Genomic DNA, 20261 nt, shown 5'->3' on the forward strand with positions numbered 1-20261 from the left:
ACGCTTTATCATGAAAAATATAAACCAATAAAATCAATACAATAAAGACATACCACAACAAGTGGAAGTAAGTGGCATTTAGGCTATCCATAATTAAAGCAATACGAAAATTAATAAAAATGTAATTTAATTTCATTTTTATCGGGCTATATAGCCGCTTGCTCAAAACAATTTTGGAAGTTTTTTCGGTACAATCGCCATGGCAGTGCTATAGCCCTGTTCATATAAGCGCTGTTTTTGTAACGTGCTTAAATCAAAATTGACCGCAGAAATATTGCCGGTATTGACCACTATCGTGTTGTGCCAATACTCAGCGTGGACATATTCTCGCGATACCGCATTCATAAAGGTTTGAATGAGCATCTGTAAATAAGAGATGATGGGTAAGAAACGCCGTTGCTGAATGGGCCGATAGCCTGCTTCACTTTTTAAGCGAAAACTGACTAAGGGTATCCCCCGACCAGACCAATCGCGATGCAAGGCATCTTCTGACAAGATCACACCATCGGTAAGGACATGCTCTCCATAACGTTTAAATGAAAAAAATATCGGTATCGACATCGAAAAGCGGATGGCTTTAGCTACTTTAAGATCAGGTGTTAACTGGCGATTAAAGACGACCGGCCCACCGCCACTGATATCGGTAGCGAGCACATGCAAATCAATCGCCAAGTCAGCGAAAGTACGGCCCTCTAGTTGCTGATCGAGCCAGTCTTCAAACCGATCGCCATTACATAACCCCCCAGTGCGCAGTAAGGTGGTAATAGAAACCCCCTTAAACACCCGAAAATCGGTATCTAAAGCCAATTGCGCAATACGCTCTAGCGGCCAACCTGCGGCACAAAAAGCAGCAACCACACTGCCACCGGAAACCCCCACCAGATGCCGATAATGTAACTGCATATCCGCTAAAGCTTGTAATACGCCTATATGACAACTTAATCGGGTTCCCCCGCCGGAGAGGATAGGTACAATTTCATTCTTATGTTCATCAGGCATATACGCTTAACCTCACCACTATGCTGTTGAGTATGGCGCATTAGACTAGGCTGTCCAGTGCAAATCAACATAGCCCTCTTCATCTGCTAATACCAAATAACTAGTTGATATTGTACTAGCTGCGCTTTCTTTAGATTCAATTAGCTCTCCAAATAAAAATTCTATAACTATTTAGAATAAAACCTCCATATTACAAAATATTTACAGTTTCAATTAAACAGGCGTAACTTATGACTTGTTCCTTTTTTTATTATGCTAAAAAAAGACCTTTTTTGGGGCCGCATACCGCTACAGCTACATAAGCAGCTCATTTTATACAGATTTTGCTGATTTACAGCTACGCCAAGTTTGTCCTATTAATAATAGCGGTGTTGCGAAGTTGTCATTTTTTCGCATCACCGTACATCCAGGTAATAACGATATTATAAAAAAGGTCAAACCATGCTTACTCAGAAGTTTAAATTAACGGCAATAGCCGTGCTTTGTTTACCCGGCGCGTTATTCAACGCCGCAGCGCTCGCTGATCAGGATAGCGACACTTCAACTGGCCCTGTTACCCGCGTGATCATCAAATATAAAGAAACCAACACCGATACCATGCTACAGAGCTTGCCAGCCACCATGGCTCAGCAACACAAAGCCGAACGGATGCAAGCAAAAGCCGAGCGCTTTAGTCAACGCGCGGGTGAAAAAATAAAATTTGTGCGCGAAACGGCCTTAGAAAAACATGCCGTGTTCAGTGCCGAGCGCCGCTTATCCGCCGCGGAGACTGAGGCATTACTCCATCAATTGGCTCAAGATGATGATGTAGAACTGGCCGAAGAAGACATGTTACTGCAACCGACCCTTGCACCTAATGACACCCAATATGCGAACCAATGGCATTATTATGAAAACACCGGCGGCATCCGAGCGCCAGCCGCTTGGGACAATGCAACAGGCCAAGGCGTGGTGGTGGCGGTACTGGATACCGGCTATCGGCCTCATGTGGATTTAAATGCCAACCTCTTACCAGGCTATGACATGATCTCTGATGCCTTTATTGGTAACGATGGTAATGCCCGCGACAGCGATGCCCGCGATCCGGGTGATTGGACGAATGTCGGCGAGTGTGGCGGTGGTCAACCAACGTCATTTAGAGCGTCCAGTTGGCATGGCACCCATGTTGCCGGTACTGTGGCCGCAGTCAGTAATAATAATACTGGCGTTGCCGGTGTTGCCTTTAACGCTAAAGTGGTGCCGGTTAGAGTCTTAGGTAAGTGTGGTGGCTACACCTCCGATATCGCAGACGGCATTATCTGGGCATCAGGGGGCACGGTGTCTGGTGTACCCGCCAATGCGAACCCTGCCAGCGTCATTAACATGAGCTTGGGTGGCTCTGGCAGCTGTAATAGCACCACCCAAAACGCCATTAACCAAGCGCGCAGCCGCGGTACGGTAATAGTGGTTGCCGCTGGCAATGACAATGGTAATGCCAATAATTTTAACCCAGGTAATTGTACTGGTGTGGTCAATGTTGCTTCAACTAACCGCCAGGGTGGACGCGCTTACTACTCCAACACTGGCAGCAGTGTCGATGTCGCTGCACCGGGTGGCGCTATGTCCTCTTCCAATGATCCGAGTGGCGTCTTATCTACTTACAACAGCGGTTCAACGACACCTGCCAATGACAGCTATGGGTACAGCCAAGGCACATCGATGGCCGCACCACATGTTGCCGGTATCGCCGCGTTAATCAAGCAAGCCAAACCGAACGCCACCCCGGATCAAATTGAAGATATTCTGAAAACCTCAGCCCGTAGTTTCCCTGCAAGCTGCTCAGGTTGTGGTGTCGGCTTAGTTGATGCCAATGCCGCGGTGCTTGCCGCAACAGGCTCGGGATCAGGCGCCACAGGCAGTAGCAGTACGTTGCCAAATCTGTCTGCTAGTCGCAATAACTGGTTGCATTACACCATCGACATACCGGCCGGCATGCAGAATTTTACTGCCAGTATCGCTGGCGGAACGGGGGATGCCGATCTGTACGTCAGACGCGGCGCGCGGCCAACCACCAGCAGCTTTGATTGTCGTCCCTATTTACAGGGAAACAATGAAACCTGCAGTATCAGCAACCCCGCCGCGGCAACTTGGCACATCAGCATTCGTGCCTATAGTACTTTTAGTGGCGTAACCTTAAACGTCAGTTACAATCCTTAAAAAGCTAGGCGACGGTGCAAGCCGTCGCTTTATTGATTAATCTGCAAAACTGATTTTGCCCATGCTAATACTGGGAAAGCCGGTTGCCGCGTCGGCAAAGGGCTGCTCGCCTCCGGCGATACATTCGTTGGCTAATAAAGCAAATAACACAGCTTCTTTCGCATCAGGATGAATCGTTAACGCGGCGGTGGTCGCAAAACGAAAACCGGGTAAACCGTCTGCTAATTGTTGCATTAATAATGGGTTATGAATGCCTCCGCCACTGGCATAAATGACACAATTATTTGGCAGAATAGCGTGTCGGATCGCATTAATAATAGTGTCGGCACTGAAACGATTTAACGTTGCCATCACATCGGCAGCCGCTAAATTTAGGGTGTTACTTTGTTGTTGAGCTTGGTACAAGTAGCCCAGATTAAATAACTCAGGGCCAGTGGTTTTTGGCATAGCCGCAGCAAAGAATGGCGCTTGTTGCAACGCGTTTAATAAGGGCTCAGACACCTTCCCTTGATAAGCTAAATGCGCACCTTCGTCATATTGCACCGAGGGCTGCTGCTGCCGGATATAAGCGTCCATCAGCGTATTACCTGGGCCGATGTCACTGCTAAAGACTTCTGTTGCCCGTAAATTGGCGGGTAACCAGGTTAAATTAGCGATACCCCCGATATTGAGCATAATGCGATTTTCATCAGCGGCACTAAATAACAAATAATCACCGTACACGGCTAAAGGTGCGCCTTCTCCTCCTGCCGCGATATGCTTTTGCCGAAAGTCACTGACAGTGGTAATGCCGGTTGTTACCGAAAGATGATCAGCATCACCAATTTGTAAGGTGCCATTGCCCCAACGTGGATCCTGATGTTGCCGCTGAGGACAATGAAAAATGGTTTGGCCATGGCTGGCAATTAAATCAATATCAAGCGGGGTTAATTGCCACTGCGCCAAGCACTGCTTTACCATCTCACCATGTTGTTGGCCGATCCAGGCGTTGAGTAAGGTCACATGTTGCAGGTCAACATCCCGTTTTGAAAAAACCGCGCGTACTCGCTCACGATAATCGTCTTGGTAATTCAGTGTGGTATGTTGCTCTAACACTAATTTCGTTTGAAGCCCTGCACCACTGACACGGCATAACGCCACATCTAAACCATCTAATGAAGTACCACTCATTAAGCCAATAATGCGCCGCTCTGTTTTCGCCGCGCTCTGATAGAGTTTTTTGATATGGTTGTGCATACTTTACCTGCTATAGATCTGCTAAATATAAGCGCACTAAAAGGCTATGGTGCGAAGCTCACGAAAAAAGATTGACCACGAACGCTAGCCTTTGGTTTAGCGCAATTGTGTAGCAGGAATTAACGCTAACCATTGTTGCACCCATTCGTGTTCTTGCTGGCTAATCACACTCATCAAAGCATGATGACGATCCGCAACTTGCTGTACATGAAATTGTGGCTCTTGCCAGCCAGCATAAAATTGATAAGGGGCAATTAAATCGTTATCTGCCGTTAAGATCAATGTTGGCATTGTGAAATGGGCTTTATAATGTTGTAGATCGGTTTGCGCCACGCTAACTCCGGCTTTAGCCAAGGCGAGCTTAGCAGCCTCAACGAGCTGCTGCTCTGAGAAAACCTTGCGATACCAACGCTCACTCATGGCAACATAACCTTGCAAAGCCATATCAAAAGACTGCATCGGCGCTTGTAGCATGACACCAGCAACCTCTTGTTTGCTTGCCAATAAATGAGCGGCACTAAGTGCGCCCATCGAGTTCGCTACAATAAGTAAAGGGCCATCACTTCTGCGCTTTGCTGTCAGTTGTTGTAAAAATGCAGCATCCGCTACGCCAAAGGCAACATCACCATCACTTTCGCCATGCCCCAGCAGATCAGGCACCAAAACTTCAAAGCCTAAATACTGAAAATATAACGCACTTAATGCTAACCATTCCTTACTGCCTCGATAACCATGTAACAATAACACGGTACCTTGGCGCGGTATCAGGTCGGCTCGATTAATCTCTAATGCTAAAACACTTTTCGCCGCATTGACTTCGGCATTCATACTGAACTTTAACCGCTCGGCGGGTTCAGCCACAGGCTGTATTTGCCAATAACGCATACAAAGCTCACTGCCAACGCAGATCTGTTGCAACTTAGGATTTAGCCGCTGCAATACTTCAGGTTTAATAGCTGGGGCAGCGTAACTTTTACTTTGATAAATACGCTGCGCTAATACCTGTGCACAACCGGCTAAACTACTAAGCCCTAGTAATAGCAAAGCCATTTTGGCGTAAGGTGTGATATGCGCTTTTAACATGCAAACTCCTTTGCGGTATATCCGTACGTAAGATGCTTTTACATTAACCGATACCGCCTAAAAATAGCAAAGCAGCCAAAGATGCGCATTGGGCTCGTGGTCGCTCTAGCATGATCGCCTTTAAGTTTGTGTTTGCGCCGCTAGTGCTTGGCGAAAAGCCGGTAGCGGACGCCTAACAAACCAGCGGCCTGCCTGCCACAATAAATATAACGATAACAACGGAAAAATAAGGGTTTGCAAACTGTATAACACGATCAGTTGAATGAGTTTTTCGACCATACCATCGGAGAAGTTTTTCACCGCATTAAATAGGTCATTCGCATTGGCGGCTAATTGTTTTAACCAAGCCAAAGCACCGCTATCGGGTGCGCCTAGCGGTTGCTCCACTTGCTGCAAAGGGGCGGTTTCGGTGGTGAGCGCTAGCTCAACAACTTGACGTTGTGGTTCTATAACCCAATCTGATAACTTTGCTACCCCCACGGCGGCCATTGGCACGCCGAGACGGACCAACAATAACAAAGCTAAAAAGATCCTGAATAAATAGGTTGCTGCCTCGCGCCAGCTGCTCGGCCCAAACAAACGCACAACAGCACTGAGTAAAACACCACTACCAAATAACGGTAACGCTGCGAGCTTGCCAAACTCTAATAAAAATAACTGCAAGCCAATCGACGTCATCGCCAACACCATTAAATCGGAATAACGTACTGCCATATCCTGCAGCGGCTTTAGCATTTGTCCGGGTTTAATACTGGCCACACCCACACTGAATTGCGCTTCTGATACAAACGCAATTCCGCGGTCGATTAAACGCGCGGTGGCAAAAGAAGCACTGCTTAATAACAGGCTTCGTTTTAATAATTGCTGCGCTTGTTGATCAAGTGGCGCCAATACTGGATTGACTAACTGCTGCTGTAAGCTGCCAGTGTAGAGCAAAGCCGCAAGGGCAAGCAGCAAAAACAAGGCAGCAAGCCGTTGTTGCAGCCGGCTTAACGAAGTCCAAAAACGCATAGGGTGTCCTTATCAAGTCGCCTTGGCGAATACTGCTCACTATAGCCTGATCTGCCTTACAGCTATAGCGACCTCAGCAGAATATTATGGCCATCGTCTACACTTAGCGAGTTGCGATAAGTCTTAGATACATTAGCAAGCATTTAATTAAATAAGCTGTGCACTATTTTAGGGGGCTTAACGTATGATGTTCAGTGATTTCCCATTAACGAAAATTTGGAGCTATACATGATCAGTTACATCACTTTAGGCGTTAGTGATTTGAGCGCAGCCAAAGCATTTTATAGCGAGTTACTTGGCGAGCTAGGCGCTAAACCCTTGATGGATATGGAACGCATCGTTTTTTTCGGCAAAAGCATGGCACAACCGATGCTGAGCATTTGCGTACCATTTAATAAAGAAGCACCACACCCAGGTAATGGCAATATGGTGTCTTTGTCGCCGGGCTCAAAAGAGCAAGTCGATGCGCTGTATCAGAAAGCCATTAGCTTAGGCGCCCACTGTGACGGTGCACCGGGTCAACGCATCCCAGGCAAGTTCTACGGTGCCTATGTGCGTGATGCTGATGGTAATAAACTGTGTTTCTGTCATTTCGGGTAATACCTGATGCAAGTGAATAACGACTTTAGTCAACGGGTGGTGATGCGACCAAGCGATTATCGTTTTGTCGCTTCGCCGCTCGCCGGCGTCAGCCGTATGATGTTGGATCGCGCCGGTGCTGAAGTGGCCAGAGCAACCAGCATTGTGCGTTATGCTGCAGGCGCAGGTTACACTAGCCATCGGCATGATGGTGGCGAAGAAATCTTTGTGCTGGAAGGGATTTTTAGCGACGAGCACGGCGACTACCCTGTGGGGACTTATCTTCGCAACCCACCCGGTTCATCCCATCAACCCTTTTCGCGCGAAGGCTGCACTTTACTGGTAAAACTTTGGCAATTTGCCGCCGACGATACCACACAACTGGTTAAGCAAACAGCCTCAGCCAGCTGGTATCAAGGCATGGTTCCCGGTTTATCTGTATTGCCACTGCATGAACATGACGGCATTAACACCGCTTTAGTACGCTGGGGCCCTAACACACAATTTAACCCGCATACCCATCCAGGTGGCGAAGAAATTTTGGTGTTAGAAGGCTTATTCTGTGATGAACACGGCGAATACCCTGCCGGTAGCTGGCTACGTAATCCACGCTACAGTACCCACAGCCCTTTCACCCGTGAAGACGGCGCGCTAATTTACGTTAAAACCGGCCATCTTGGCGCCAACTTGCTAGGTGATCGTTTTATCGAATAACCCTGCACCCCACAACTGCTCTTCCTGCCCACCACACTGGTCCGACCGCACTCCGGTACAGGTATGACCATACTCAGAGACAGGTAAGAGCAGTCAATTCGAAATAGGGTTTTACAGCACAGGCCCATATCTGCTGTTAAAAGTTACTGGTCAGGCCGCACTCCGGTACAGGTATGACCACACTCAGAGACAGGTAAGAGCAGTCAATTCGAAATAGGGCTTTACAGCACGGGGTTATATCTGCTGTTATAAGTCATCATTTCTTCAGTTTTAACACTATGCTTATTTTTTGTCGTAAGCTACATAATTGGCTTGGTTTACTGTTAGCGGTGCAAATAACGCTATGGTTTTTAAGTGGTTTAGTGATGGCTATCCTACCCATCGAGCAAGTACGTGGTGAGCATTTACGGCTTAACATAAGCGCAGATTGGCATCACGCCCAAGTAAGCCCTGCAGAACTATTACAGCAGCATAGTAACGCGGCTAACCTGAGCTTAAGCCAGCATCTTAGCCTGCAACAGCAAAAGCTAACGGCACTCCCCGTTTATGTTGTCGCCGAGCAAGATCAGCTTTTTCGCTATAGCGCGATCGACGGTGCAGTATTGCCGCCATTAACCGAAACACAGATCCGTCAGGTTGCGCTTGCGCAGTATCAAGGTACGGGTCAGTTGCAAAGTGCAGAATTACTGTTAACGCTGCCCCAAGAAGTGCAACAACTGCATGCCCCGCTTTGGTTGGTAAGGTTTGCTGATCAGGGCAATAGCCGTTTTTATCTCGATCCCGCCTCGGGCGCTATTAGTCGTGTTCGTACAGACAGTTGGCGCCTGTTCGATTTTTTCTGGATGCTGCATATTATGGACTATCAAGAACGCAGTAACTTTAACACTCCGTTGTTGATCGGCTTTTCTGGCAGTGCGTTACTCTTTAGCTTGACCGGTTTTGTCTTACTGTGGCAGCGATTTCGACCACGTAAAGCGCTGCCACGCCCGTAAATGCACGAACTACGCGCCACTGGCATAGGCTCTTTTTAATCAATCGCCGAATACGCATATTCTAATAACAACAGGAACTGTCCCTATGGCTTTTATCCCCCCTCTACCCGCCGATGCTAACCCCGACGTTGCTGAGTTAGCCGCGTTTTTTAATGAAACACTGGGTTTTTGCCCTAACTCGGTTCTGACCATGAGCCACCGTCCTGCCATTGCTAAAGCGTTTATCCAATTAAATATGGCGGTCATGGCGAATCAAGGCCGGGTAACCTCTGCACTGAAACGCTTAATTGCTTATGTATCGAGTAACGCTACCGGTTGTCGTTATTGCCAGGCCCATACCATTCGTGCCGCAGAGCGCTATGGTGCCGCTGAAGAACAACTTGAAAATATCTGGGCATTTCGCAGCCATCCGGCGTTTTCAGCGGCTGAGCGTGCCGCTCTTGAGTTATCACTCGCCGCCTCACAAGTGCCTAACGCGGTTGATGAGGCTATCCAAACTGAAATGAAAAAACATTGGGATGACGGCGAAATTGTGGAAATGATGGGCGTCATTGCATTGTTTGGTTATCTCAATCGCTGGAATGACTCCATGGCAACAACACTAGAAGAAGGCGCGATTGCCTCTGCTACAGCCTTACTCGCCTGCGATAATTGGACGGTAGGCAAACATCAATAATCGAACAGTGACAGCAGCACTTAACGCCAGGCTCGACGTTATGCTGCTGCCGTAACGAATTTTCCTGATAAAGATAAAGCAGATAACCCATAGCAATGATTGTGGAGTCATCACCACCGCAACTTACCCTAATAGCTTCTACCGCCTGAGATTTTTGCCATACTCATTATCCAATACTGTGTTACATTTAAAGTCGCATTAGCCGCAGGAGCAGTAAGTATGGACATCCTGACCCTGAATTACGTCAATCTGTTTTTAGGGATCGCCGCCAGCCTCCTGCTTATTCTGTTATATAAACAAAATAAGCAGCTGTTTTTACTGTATTGGTTTTTTGCGAGCAGCTGTTTATGGATAAACTCAACAATTGGTATTTTCAGCCGTTCTGGTTTTGATCTCCCCTATTGGCTCAACCCTGCTATACCCAACACCTGTTACATGGGTATCTATTTATTTTTGTTGGCCGGGCTTTACGAACAAACACAACGCAAATTTAAGGTTGGCTGGTTACTCGCTATTGTCATTTTAACCTATGCCATCAACCTAACCGAATTGGCACAAGCCTCTTCGGCCAATCGCTTATTGCTCAATTTGCCCATTAGTATTGTGTTAAATGTTATGGCGCTTCGATTATTAATTCGCCAGAAAAACCGTGAGCTGCGCGCTGTATATATCTGTTTTAGTATGGCTTTTCTTTTTAATATTATTCAGCTTTGCAGCCGTTACATTCTGTTTTCACTCGATTTATCAGGCATATTTACGCAACATTCCAGCCAAATAATGATTGGTCTTGGCTACTTTGCTATCACCGCTTTTAGCCTGCTAACCTTTGGTAGTTGTCTGTATTTAGTCTATCGACAGCAGCATATCGCTTTGCAGCACATTGCTGATCGCGATGCCTTGACCGGTGTGTTTAACCGTTGGCTGCTGAACGAAAAATTACAAACCGAACTACAACGTAGCCAACGTCTGAAGCAATGTTGTAGTCTCGTTATGTTAGACATTGATCATTTTAAACAGGTCAATGATCTCTTTGGCCATGTCGCCGGTGATAAGGTGATTGCACATATCGCTTATGTCGCACAATCGGAACTGCGTGGTTATGACTCCATTTTTCGCTATGGCGGCGAAGAGTTTTTAATCTGTTTACCGAATACCGATAGTCAGGCCGCGCTGCACATTGCTGAGCGCATCAGAATACAAGTGGAACAAAGCTGCGCCATTGACTGCCCGCAAGCGAAAGCCACTGTTAGTGTTGGTGTTAGCACTTATACTGATGGTGAGCCAAACTGGCAGCATCTCATCACCCAAGCAGATAACGCGCTGTATCAAGCGAAAAAGCAAGGCCGTAACCAAACCCAACACTATCAACACCTTGTCACTCAAGCCCTTTAATGTTGAAATTCAGCGGGTTGACGTTAGCAACTGCCAGACAAAAGTTTAATCTGCGGGCTAATCATTTTAATCTTTGAATAATTTAAGATATTCTTAATGTTAATCGCAGTAATAAAACAGGAATAAGCATGCTTGAGGCAATTTGGATAGGATTTGCTTTTTCACTTGGCCTTGTAGTTCGGGCTATTGGTTTGCCTCCTTTAATAGGGTATTTAGTGGCAGGTTTCGCTATCTCCGCTACGGCTACCGATATCAGTATGCCGCCAGAAGGCCCTTCAATTATTCATCATATTGCCCATCTGGGCGTATTACTGCTGTTATTTACGGTAGGTTTAAAGCTTAATGTCCGCAGTTTAAGCAAACCTGAAGTGCTCGGTGGCAGCACATTACACTTTGCCTTATCTATCGTACTCATCCTGCCAGCAACGCTGTTTATCTTTGACGTGAGCTGGTATCAAGCACTGATGCTGGCAGTGGCTTTAGCCTTTTCTAGCACCGTACTTGCCGCTAAAGTGTTAGAAAGTAAACGTGAACTACGTGCTTTTCATGGTCGCGTGGCTATCGGTATCTTAATTGTTCAAGACTTACTGGCCCTGTTAGTGATGAGTCTAGCCAGTGGCACCACCCCCTCACCTTGGGCACTACTGGTCTTTGGCTTACCGCTGTTACGTCCAATACTGTATAAACTGCTAGACGCCAGCGGCCATGAAGACTTACTGATTTTATTTGGCTTACTTTTAGCTTTAGTGATTGGTGGGCAAGGCTTTGAATTGGTGGGATTAAGCTCTGAGCTTGGTGCGCTGGTATTTGGTGCCATGTTAGCCAAACATCCTCGGGCCGGCGAGTTGTCAAAGTCACTGTGGAGTATTAAAGAGTTTTTCCTTGTTGGCTTCTTTTTACAAATAGGCATTGATGGCTTACCAGACGCAAATGCTTGGTTATTTGCCGGGGTCATGACCTTACTGTTACCGCTGAAAGCCATTCTGTTCTTCTTACTGCTAGTGATGTTCAAACTCAGAGCACGCAGTGCTTTTTTAACCAGTATCAGCCTAACTAACTACAGTGAATTCGGCCTAATTGTCGCCAGTGTGGTGTTACCCGAATGGTTGATCCCGCTGGCCCTTACGGTGGCATTATCTTTTGTTATTTCTGCACCGCTGAATCGTATTGCGCACCCGTTATATGACAAACTATGCCGTCAGTTACTTAAATTTGAACGTAACAGCCACCACCCCGATGAGCAACCGGTGTCGCTTGGCGATGCCGAAGTGCTGATTATGGGCATGGGCCGCACCGGCACCTCGGCCTATAGCTACTTAATTAATTCACACAAAATTATTGCCATGGACTCCGATCCCGCCAAAGTGGCGGCTCATCAGAAAAAAGGCATTCATATTTTTTACGCTGATGCTGAAGACCAAGTGTTCTGGCAGGGCTTAGATTTTGGCCAAGTCAAAGCGGTGATCCTCAGCATGAACGATGTTGAGGCCAAATCTATCGCTGCGAAAAAACTCCGTGATACAGGTTTTAGTGGTTTTATCGTTTCCCACAGCATGCATGATGATGAAGCCAAAGACATTATCAGCGCAGGTGCTGATCAAACCTACTTAACCATGTCTGAAGCCGGTGTAGGTATTGCAGAGCACGTGAAGCAGCATTGTTTTGTTGCTAAAGCTTAAATACTTAGGCATCAGACACAAAAAAGGCGCCGAACGGCTAATGCCGATCAGTTAAGAACTTTTCAGATCGGTTGACCGATCCAGTGGTTGGTATATAAAGGCCTACAGAATGAACTCTGTAGGCTTTTTTATGCATATTAGCCAAGCGCTGGAAACCGTTTTAGTAAATAGTCATACCGTTAACTTTGATAGTTTGTCAGATGTTTTAGACCCTGGACTTATTGAAACAGGGCTTAGTATTGCCGGTGTATCTACCATCAGAACTCGCCGTCTTCCCATGGAGCAAATGGTATGGGCAGTATTGGGGATGGCTCTGTTTCGTAATATGTCCATAAAACAGCTTGTATCTCAGATGGATATATTGCTGCCTGGCAAAGTACCTTATGTTGCGCCAAGTGCCATCGTCCAAGCCAGACAGCGCTTAGGCTACGAAGCGATAGAGCATATATTTAACCTCACCGCCGGACATTGGAATCAGCAAGCTGACCATCCCAATTGGTGCGGATTAACGCTATTAGGTGTGGATGGTGTCGTGTTTCGCACCGAAGATACACCCGAGAATAGTGCCGCATTCGCCAGAACAAGGTCACAAACGGGTGAAGCCTGCTATCCACAAATTCGAATGGTATGTCAGATGGAGTTAACGAGTCATCTGCTCACTGCCAGCCGGTTTGACAGCGTTGATACTAATGAGATGAATTTAGCTGAGGACTTAATCCCGCATACCAGTGATAACTCTCTGACAATATTCGATAAGGGGTTTTACTCACTGGGTTTGCTTTATAAGTGGCAAAGCACAGGTGAACAACGCCATTGGTTACTGCCATTGAAGAAGCATACACAGTATGAAGTCATTCGGTCATTGGGCAAACAGGATCAACTGGTAAGATTGACCACAACGCCTCAGTCACGTAAGAAGTTCGCAGACTTACCGCATACAATTGAAGCGAGATTACTCACTAAAACCATTAAAGACAAAGAAGTCAAAATACTCTGCTCTTTGGTAGACCCGATGCGTTTTCCTGCCGCTGACATTGTTGATTTGTACTCGACTCGCTGGGAAATCGAACTGGGTTTCAGGGAGATAAAACAGTCAATGCTACAAAACACCTACACGCTACGTTCAAGAAAGCCCGATATGGTGAAACAAGAGATGTGGGGGGTATTACTGGCCTATAACCTGATCCGATATCAGATGGTCCTTATGGCCGCCTCGTTAGGTAAAGATATTACGCCAAGCCAACTGAGTTTCAAAGAATCAGCAAGTTACATCATATTTCAGTTAGCAACATTGCCCTATGTTTCGCCGGGAAGAGTTCCAAAAGTGGTGATGAATATTACCGAAATGGCGTCCTACTTCTTACTACCTGGACGCCGAGAGCGATGTTATCCTCGCTGCCTAAAGTCGAGTAAGCAGAAATACCCTGTCCGAAAGAAAAATGCCGGCCAGCTTAACTGACCGGCATTAGCCGAACGGCGCCTTTTTTAGTGAAGAAGCAATTACTTCTTCTTCGCTTTCGGGTTGGGCAAGTCGGTGATTGAACCTTCGTAGATCTCTGCCGCTAAACCGATAGACTCGTTTAAGGTTGGGTGAGCATGAATAGTTAACGCGATATCTTCCGCATCAGCACCCATTTCAACCGCTAAACAAATTTCGCCTAACATTTCACCGGCATTGATACCGACAATAGCGCCACCGAGGATACGGTGCGTTTCTTTGTCGAAAATCAGCTTGGTGAAACCTTCAGTACGCGCTGAGGCAATCGCCCGGCCAGAAGCGGCCCAAGGGAAGGTTGCCGTTTCTACTTTTAAGCCTTGCTCTTTCGCTTCTTTCTCAGTGACACCTGTCCAAGCCATTTCTGGGTCGGTATAGGCTACTGATGGGATGCAGCGTGGGTCAAAGAAGTGTTTTAAACCAGAAATGACTTCAGCCGCTACATGACCTTCATGTACCGCTTTGTGCGCTAACATCGGCTGACCAATGACATCACCGATAGCATAAATATGGCCAACGTTAGTGCGCAGTTGCTTATCAACATTAATAAAGCCACGCTCGTCAACATTAACACCGGCTTTTGCTGCATCAACTAAGTTACCGTTAGGCTTACGACCTACCGCGACTAAGATTTTGTCGTAACGTACTGGGTCTTTCGGTGCGTTTTTACCTTCGAACGTGACATACAAGCCATCATCTTTGGCTTCAACCCCAGTCACCTTGGTCGACAACATGATGTTGAAGTTTTTGCTGTTGTACTTGGTGTACGCTTTAACGATATCGGCATCTGCTGCAGGCACTAACTGATCAGCAAACTCAACCACAGACACTTTAGAACCTAGAGCACGGTACACAGTACCCATTTCTAAACCGATGATACCGCCACCTAATACCAGCATTTCGCCTGGAATATCTTTTAATTCCAGTGCGCCAGTAGAGTCGATCACACGGTCATCATCTTTTGGAATAAACGGTAAGGCGACTGGCTCAGAACCGGCAGCAATAATCGCTTGTTCAAAGGTAATGGTGGTATCGCCAACTTGTAAGGTATTTGCGCCAGTGAATTTACCGTAACCATTAACTACTTTCACTTTACGCATTTTCGCCATGCCGCCTAAGCCATTGGTCAATTGACCAATCACTTTGTCTTTCCACGCACGGATTTTATCTAAATCGATTTCTGGTGCACCAAAGGTCACACCATGAGATGCCATATCACGTGCATCATCAATCACTTTTGCAACGTGTAACAGCGCTTTAGACGGAATACAGCCAACATTTAAACACACGCCACCTAAGGTGCTGCGTGCTTCAACTAACGTCACTTCTAAGCCTAAATCTGCCGCACGGAAGGCCGCAGAGTAACCGCCAGGGCCAGCGCCCAGCACTACCACTTGGGTTTTAATTTCGTTGCTCATCATTTTACCTTTTATCATCGGGTCGGTTTTCTGACAGCGCGGTGTAGGGCACGGCTATCAGGCGAAAAAAGTGGCTGAATTTTAACATTCGTGCCGCACATTGTCGCGCTACTTTTGGCTAAAGCGGCATTTTTAGCCGCCTAAACCGCGACAACAGCGTGTTTCAACGCTGCTGCCGCACGCTGTTACATGATTATCTGACGTATATCAGCCAGATAACCCGCCAAAGTGGCCGTAAAACGCGCCGCTAACGCGCCATCAATCACGCGATGGTCGTAAGAAACGGATAAAGGCAACATTAGCTTCGGTTCGAACTCTTTACCGTTCCATTTCGGTTTAATCTCAGATTTTGAGACACCTAAAATGGCCACTTCCGGCGCATTAACAATAGGCGTAAACGCCGTACCACCAATGCCACCTAAGCTAGAGATAGTAAAGCACCCCCCTTGCATATCGCTTGAGGTTAACTTGCCTTCACGTGCTTTCACCGAAATCTCTTGCAGCTCACGCGATAGCTCAATCACGCCCTTCTTGTTCACATCACGCACTACCGGCACCACCAAACCATTGGGTGTATCAACGGCAATACCTAAGTGAATGTACTTCTTCATGATTAAGCTAGCGCCATCTTCAGACAGCGAGCTGCAGAAGGTGGGGAATTCTTCCAGAGCTTTCGCTACGGCTTTCATGATGAAAACTAACGGCGTGTATTTAACACCCATTTTCTTCTTATCAGCCAGCGCATTTTGCTCTTTACGGAATTCTTCTAAGCCTGTGATATCCGCTTCATCAAACTGTGTAACATGTGGAATGCGCACCCAGTTACGATGCAAGTTAGCACCCGACAATTTCTGAATACGTGATAGCGGCTTCGCTTCCACTTCACCAAATTTGGCAAAATCGACTTTTGGCCAAGCCAATAAATCGAAGCCCATATTGTTGCCGCCAGTGGCTGCACCGCTACTCGCTGCGCTACCGCTTTCTGCTTGTTTCACCAGTTGCTTAACGTAATTCTGCACATCTTCTTTAACGATGCGACCTTTACGGGCAGATCCTTTCACCTTGGCTAAGTTAATGCCAAATTCGCGAGCTAAACGGCGGATCACCGGTGAAGCATGGGCATAGGCACTGTTTTCTACAAAGCCATCGTTGCTCGCTGCAGGTGTACTAGCCGCAGCTGGGGCTGAACTGGCAGGAGCCGGAGCGGGTGTAGCCGCTTTTTCAGCCGCAGGTGCACTGGCAGCAGGCGCTTTACCGGCCACTTCAAACACCATCACCAAACTACCGGTTTTCACTTTGCTACCGGCTTGAACTTTGATTTCTTTTACCACACCGGCAAACGGGGCGGGCACTTCCATCGCCGCTTTATCGCCTTCTACGTTAAGAATAGATTGATCCGCTTTTACGCTATCACCTACTTTCACCATCACTTCGGTAACTTCAACTTCATCACCGCCGATATCCGGCACTTGCACGTCTTTTAACTCATTGGCAGCGGGTGCTGCAGCAGGCTCGGCCTTGGCTGGCGCTGCCGTTTCAGCTTTGTCGGTACTTGCACCGCTAGCTGCCACTTCAAACACCATAATCAGGCTACCGGTTTTCACTTTAGCGCCAGTTTGTACCTTGATTTCTTTCACCACACCGGCAAAGGGTGCTGGCACTTCCATCGCGGCTTTATCGCCTTCAACGTTAAGCAGTGATTGATCCGCTTTTACGCTGTCGCCTACTTTCACCATCACTTCGGTAACTTCAACTTCATCACCGCCGATATCGGGCACTTGTACTTCTTTTAATTCGCTAGTGGCAGCGGATTCTTTTGCTGCTGCGGGTGCCGGCGCTGATTCCGCTTTGGCGGGTACTGCGGCAGCCGCACTTGCAAAGCGCATAATCAGACTACCGGTTTTCACCTTATCGCCTACTTTTACTAAAATCTCTGCGACTTCACCTGCTTGCTCAGCAGGTACTTCCATAGAAGCTTTGTCACCTTCCACGCTTAGTAGCGATTGGTCGGCAGCGACTTTATCGCCCACCTTCACCAGGATCTCGGTAACTTCAACTTCATCTGCACCGATATCCGGTACCTGAATTTCAATCGTCATGACAAATCCTCTTATGCGTACAGCGGGTTGGTTTTGTCGGCGTCGATGCCAAATTTCTTAATGGCCTCGGCCACTACCGCTTTTTTCAACTCGCCTTGCTTCGCCAATTCATTTAACGCGGCAACCACGATATAACCGGCATTCACTTCGAAGTGACGACGCAGGTTTTCACGGCTATCCGAGCGACCAAAACCATCTGTACCCAACACTTTATAAGCATTAGCAGGTACAAAAGCCCGGATTTGGTCAGCATAGTTTTTCATGTAATCCGTGGCAGCAATGGCCGGTGCTTTGTTCATTACCGTGGCAACATAGGGCACTTTTTCTGCCGCATCAGGATGCAGCATGTTAAAGCGCTCACAATCTTGGCCATCACGGGCTAATTCGTTAAACGAAGTGACCGAGTAAACATCTGAGGCGACGTCATAGTCTTTGCTCAAAATATCTGCCGCTTTACGCACTTCATTTAAGATGGTGCCTGAACCTAGCAACTGCACCTTACCGCGACCGCCGTTAAAAGATTCTAACTTGTAGATACCTTTACGAATGCCTTCCTCAGCGCCTTTTGGCATTGCTGGGTGGTGGTAGTTTTCATTCATTACCGTGATGTAATAATAGATGTTTTCTTGCGCTTCACCGTACATGCGGCGAATACCATCTTGCAGGATCACCGCGACTTCATAGGCATAAGTTGGATCGTAAGAAATACAATTAGGTACTGTGCTAGCCAGAATATGGCTGTGACCATCTTCGTGCTGTAAACCTTCACCGTTTAAGGTAGTGCGACCGGCAGTGGCGCCTAATAAGAAACCACGTGCTTGCTGATCGCCTGCTAACCATGCCATATCACCAACACGTTGGAAACCAAACATCGAGTAGTAAATATAGAATGGGATCATCGGTAAATCGTTGGTGCTATAAGAAGTGGCCGCAGCAACCCATGAAGACATGGCGCCCAGCTCATTAATCCCTTCTTGTAATACCTGACCACCCACGTCTTCTTTGTAATAACTGACGACCGAGCGATCTTCTGGCGTGTAGTTCTGACCACCTGGGTTGTAAATACCAATTTGACGGAATAAGCCTTCCATACCAAAGGTACGGGCTTCATCAGCAATAATAGGCACAATTTGCTGACCAATATTTTTGTCTTTTAACAAAATATTTAGCGCACGCACGTAAGCCATGGTGGTAGACACTTCACGTTTTTGCTCTTCTAACAGGCTGTCAAACGCAGACAGTTCAGGTAACGTAAGTGGCTTGGTGAAGTTCGGTAACCGCACCGGCGTATAACCATGTAAGGCTTTACGACGCGCGTGTAAGTATTCCAACTCAGGCGAGCCTTCTGGCAAGGTGATGTAAGATAACTCGTTCACTTTTTCTTCAGTGATGTAATCTTCTAAACCCAGGCGCTTGCGTAATTGCAGCACGTGCGTCATGTCCATCTTTTTCACTTGGTGAGCGATGTTTTTACCTTCAGCGGCATCACCCATACCATAGCCTTTCACCGTTTTCGCTAAGATAACCGTAGGTTTATCGGTACACTCTTGCGCGGCTTTAAAGGCGGCATACAGTTTTGATGGCTCGTGACCGCCACGCTTCAGTGCAAAGATTTCTTCATCGGTCATATCGGCCACTAAAGCAGCCGTTTCTGGATAACGTCCGAAGAAATGTTTACGCACATAGGCGCCGTCATTCGCTTTATACGTTTGGTAATCACCGTCAATGGTTTCGTTCATTAACTGTAATAATTTACCGGTGGTATCTTTTGCCAGTAATTTATCCCAGCCACGACCCCAGACCACTTTAATCACGTTCCAACCAGCGCCTCGGAATAAACCTTCCAATTCTTGGATGATTTTACCGTTACCCATAACCGGGCCGTCTAAGCGCTGTAAGTTACAGTTCACTAAATAGCATAAGTTGCCCAGCTTCTCACGGGCGGCAAAGCTGATTGCACCGCGTGATTCTGGCTCATCCATTTCACCATCACCTAAGAAGGCATAAACGCGCTGTGCACTGGTATCTTTTAAACCACGGCCGTGCAAATACTTTAAGAAACGGGCTTGGTAAATAGAAGCGATTGGGCCTAATCCCATTGATACTGTTGGGAATTGCCAGAATTCCGGCATTAATTTCGGGTGTGGGTAGCTGGATAAACCATTGCCATCGACTTCTTGGCGGAAACCATCCAGTTGCTCAGCCGTTAAACGGCCTTCCACAAAGGCGCGAGCATAGATACCCGGTGAAATGTGGCCTTGGTAATACACTAAATCGCCGCCATCTTTTTCATTTGGTGCACGGAAAAAGTGGTTAAAACAGGTTTCGTAAAACGCCGCTGAAGATTGGAACGACGCCATGTGGCCACCGAGTTCCAGATCTTTTTTCGAGCCACGCAGCACGATCATGATAGCATTCCAACGGATCACCGAACGAATACGTCTTTCCAAGTTAACATCGCCAGGGTAAGCCGGTTCCTGCTGTGGTGGGATAGTATTGATATAGTTGGTGGTCACACCGGTAGGCATATCCACACCATCCAACCGAGCTTGCTCTAGCACTTGCTCCAGCAAAAACTGCGCCCGCTCTACCCCTTCGGTACGCACCACTGACTCCAACGCTTCCAGCCACTCTTTGGTTTCTAAAGCGTCGATGTCAACCTTACTGACTTCAGACATATCGAGGTTTCCTA

Annotated in this window: 15 protein-coding genes; 8 read left to right on the forward strand and 7 right to left on the reverse strand. The window is 47.2% G+C overall.

Annotated features, from left to right (window positions below; all coding sequences use genetic code 11):
* Positions 1-162 precede the first annotated feature (162 nt).
* Entirely contained in the window at positions 163-999 is an 837-nt protein-coding gene (locus LMJ53_RS13800) for a patatin-like phospholipase family protein (protein WP_229587563.1), read from the reverse strand.
* Between the two features lie 441 nt (positions 1000-1440).
* Here LMJ53_RS13800 and LMJ53_RS13805 point away from each other — a divergent pair, with 441 nt between their 5' ends.
* On the forward strand, positions 1441-3195 hold the full coding sequence (locus tag LMJ53_RS13805; RefSeq protein WP_324295612.1) for a S8 family peptidase: 1755 nt from the start codon (positions 1441-1443) through the stop codon (positions 3193-3195).
* A gap of 36 nt (positions 3196-3231) precedes the next feature.
* Here LMJ53_RS13805 and LMJ53_RS13810 read toward each other — a convergent pair whose 3' ends face one another.
* The 3 genes from LMJ53_RS13810 to LMJ53_RS13820 all read right to left on the reverse strand — a co-directional run bounded on the left by LMJ53_RS13810 (position 3232) and on the right by LMJ53_RS13820 (position 6525).
* Complete coding sequence (locus LMJ53_RS13810; protein WP_229587565.1) at positions 3232-4431, reverse strand: anhydro-N-acetylmuramic acid kinase; 1200 nt, start codon at positions 4429-4431, stop codon at positions 3232-3234.
* Between the two features lie 96 nt (positions 4432-4527).
* Positions 4528-5514, reverse strand: a complete 987-nt coding sequence (locus tag LMJ53_RS13815; RefSeq protein ID WP_229587567.1) for an alpha/beta hydrolase — start codon at positions 5512-5514, stop codon at positions 4528-4530.
* A 120-nt stretch (positions 5515-5634) separates the two neighbouring features.
* On the reverse strand, positions 5635-6525 hold the full coding sequence (locus tag LMJ53_RS13820; protein ID WP_229587569.1) for a hypothetical protein: 891 nt from the start codon (positions 6523-6525) through the stop codon (positions 5635-5637).
* Positions 6526-6753: 228 nt separating this feature from the next.
* On the opposite strand from LMJ53_RS13820, the gene LMJ53_RS13825 reads away from it, so the two are divergent.
* From LMJ53_RS13825 to LMJ53_RS13855, 7 genes are all read left to right on the forward strand, one after another.
* Entirely contained in the window at positions 6754-7125 is a 372-nt protein-coding gene (locus tag LMJ53_RS13825) for a VOC family protein (RefSeq protein WP_229587571.1), read from the forward strand.
* Between the two features lie 6 nt (positions 7126-7131).
* A complete protein-coding gene (locus LMJ53_RS13830) occupies positions 7132-7818 on the forward strand; it encodes a cupin domain-containing protein (protein WP_229587573.1) in 687 nt (228 codons plus the stop codon).
* A gap of 278 nt (positions 7819-8096) precedes the next feature.
* Positions 8097-8810 carry a PepSY domain-containing protein gene (locus LMJ53_RS13835; RefSeq protein ID WP_229587575.1) on the forward strand — a complete coding sequence of 238 codons (714 nt, stop codon included), beginning with the start codon at positions 8097-8099 and terminating at the stop codon, positions 8808-8810.
* A gap of 85 nt (positions 8811-8895) precedes the next feature.
* Positions 8896-9486, forward strand: a complete 591-nt coding sequence (locus LMJ53_RS13840) for a carboxymuconolactone decarboxylase family protein (protein ID WP_229587576.1) — start codon at positions 8896-8898, stop codon at positions 9484-9486.
* 219 nt (positions 9487-9705) lie between these two features.
* Positions 9706-10878 carry a GGDEF domain-containing protein gene (locus tag LMJ53_RS13845; protein ID WP_229587578.1) on the forward strand — a complete coding sequence of 391 codons (1173 nt, stop codon included), beginning with the start codon at positions 9706-9708 and terminating at the stop codon, positions 10876-10878.
* A 128-nt stretch (positions 10879-11006) separates the two neighbouring features.
* Complete coding sequence (locus LMJ53_RS13850; RefSeq protein WP_229587580.1) at positions 11007-12557, forward strand: cation:proton antiporter family protein; 1551 nt, start codon at positions 11007-11009, stop codon at positions 12555-12557.
* 130 nt (positions 12558-12687) lie between these two features.
* Complete coding sequence (locus LMJ53_RS13855) at positions 12688-14016, forward strand: IS4 family transposase (protein WP_229587681.1); 1329 nt, start codon at positions 12688-12690, stop codon at positions 14014-14016.
* A gap of 41 nt (positions 14017-14057) precedes the next feature.
* On the opposite strand, the gene lpdA is transcribed toward LMJ53_RS13855, so the two are convergent.
* The 3 genes from lpdA to aceE form a co-directional block, all read right to left on the reverse strand.
* A complete protein-coding gene (gene lpdA, locus LMJ53_RS13860) occupies positions 14058-15470 on the reverse strand; it encodes a dihydrolipoyl dehydrogenase (RefSeq protein WP_229587582.1) in 1413 nt (470 codons plus the stop codon).
* A 185-nt stretch (positions 15471-15655) separates the two neighbouring features.
* The gene (gene aceF / locus LMJ53_RS13865; RefSeq protein ID WP_229587584.1) at positions 15656-17569 is read right to left on the reverse strand and encodes a pyruvate dehydrogenase complex dihydrolipoyllysine-residue acetyltransferase; all 1914 of its coding nucleotides are present in this window, start codon (positions 17567-17569) and stop codon (positions 15656-15658) included.
* Between the two features lie 11 nt (positions 17570-17580).
* Positions 17581-20247, reverse strand: coding sequence for a pyruvate dehydrogenase (acetyl-transferring), homodimeric type (gene aceE / locus LMJ53_RS13870; protein ID WP_226751959.1), 2667 nt, complete (start codon positions 20245-20247; stop codon positions 17581-17583).
* Positions 20248-20261 lie beyond the last annotated feature (14 nt).

This window comes from Rheinheimera sp. UJ51 (genome assembly GCF_020819615.1).
GTDB lineage: Bacteria > Pseudomonadota > Gammaproteobacteria > Enterobacterales > Alteromonadaceae > Alishewanella > Alishewanella maricola.

What these genes read in the sequence shown, in the direction of transcription:
- LMJ53_RS13830 (WP_229587573.1), top strand. Translation starts at nt 7,132, where the DNA reads ATGCAAGTGAATAACGACTTTAGTCAACGGGTGGTGATGCGACCAAGC.
- LMJ53_RS13810 (WP_229587565.1), bottom strand. Translation starts at nt 4,431, where the DNA reads ATGCACAACCATATCAAAAAACTCTATCAGAGCGCGGCGAAAACAGAG.
- LMJ53_RS13815 (WP_229587567.1), bottom strand. Translation starts at nt 5,514, where the DNA reads ATGTTAAAAGCGCATATCACACCTTACGCCAAAATGGCTTTGCTATTA.
- aceE (WP_226751959.1), bottom strand. Translation starts at nt 20,247, where the DNA reads ATGTCTGAAGTCAGTAAGGTTGACATCGACGCTTTAGAAACCAAAGAG.
- LMJ53_RS13855 (WP_229587681.1), top strand. Translation starts at nt 12,688, where the DNA reads ATGCATATTAGCCAAGCGCTGGAAACCGTTTTAGTAAATAGTCATACC.
- LMJ53_RS13835 (WP_229587575.1), top strand. Translation starts at nt 8,097, where the DNA reads ATGCTTATTTTTTGTCGTAAGCTACATAATTGGCTTGGTTTACTGTTA.
- LMJ53_RS13805 (WP_324295612.1), top strand. Translation starts at nt 1,441, where the DNA reads ATGCTTACTCAGAAGTTTAAATTAACGGCAATAGCCGTGCTTTGTTTA.
- LMJ53_RS13825 (WP_229587571.1), top strand. Translation starts at nt 6,754, where the DNA reads ATGATCAGTTACATCACTTTAGGCGTTAGTGATTTGAGCGCAGCCAAA.
- lpdA (WP_229587582.1), bottom strand. Translation starts at nt 15,470, where the DNA reads ATGAGCAACGAAATTAAAACCCAAGTGGTAGTGCTGGGCGCTGGCCCT.
- LMJ53_RS13800 (WP_229587563.1), bottom strand. Translation starts at nt 999, where the DNA reads ATGCCTGATGAACATAAGAATGAAATTGTACCTATCCTCTCCGGCGGG.
- LMJ53_RS13845 (WP_229587578.1), top strand. Translation starts at nt 9,706, where the DNA reads ATGGACATCCTGACCCTGAATTACGTCAATCTGTTTTTAGGGATCGCC.
- aceF (WP_229587584.1), bottom strand. Translation starts at nt 17,569, where the DNA reads ATGACGATTGAAATTCAGGTACCGGATATCGGTGCAGATGAAGTTGAA.
- LMJ53_RS13840 (WP_229587576.1), top strand. Translation starts at nt 8,896, where the DNA reads ATGGCTTTTATCCCCCCTCTACCCGCCGATGCTAACCCCGACGTTGCT.
- LMJ53_RS13850 (WP_229587580.1), top strand. Translation starts at nt 11,007, where the DNA reads ATGCTTGAGGCAATTTGGATAGGATTTGCTTTTTCACTTGGCCTTGTA.
- LMJ53_RS13820 (WP_229587569.1), bottom strand. Translation starts at nt 6,525, where the DNA reads ATGCGTTTTTGGACTTCGTTAAGCCGGCTGCAACAACGGCTTGCTGCC.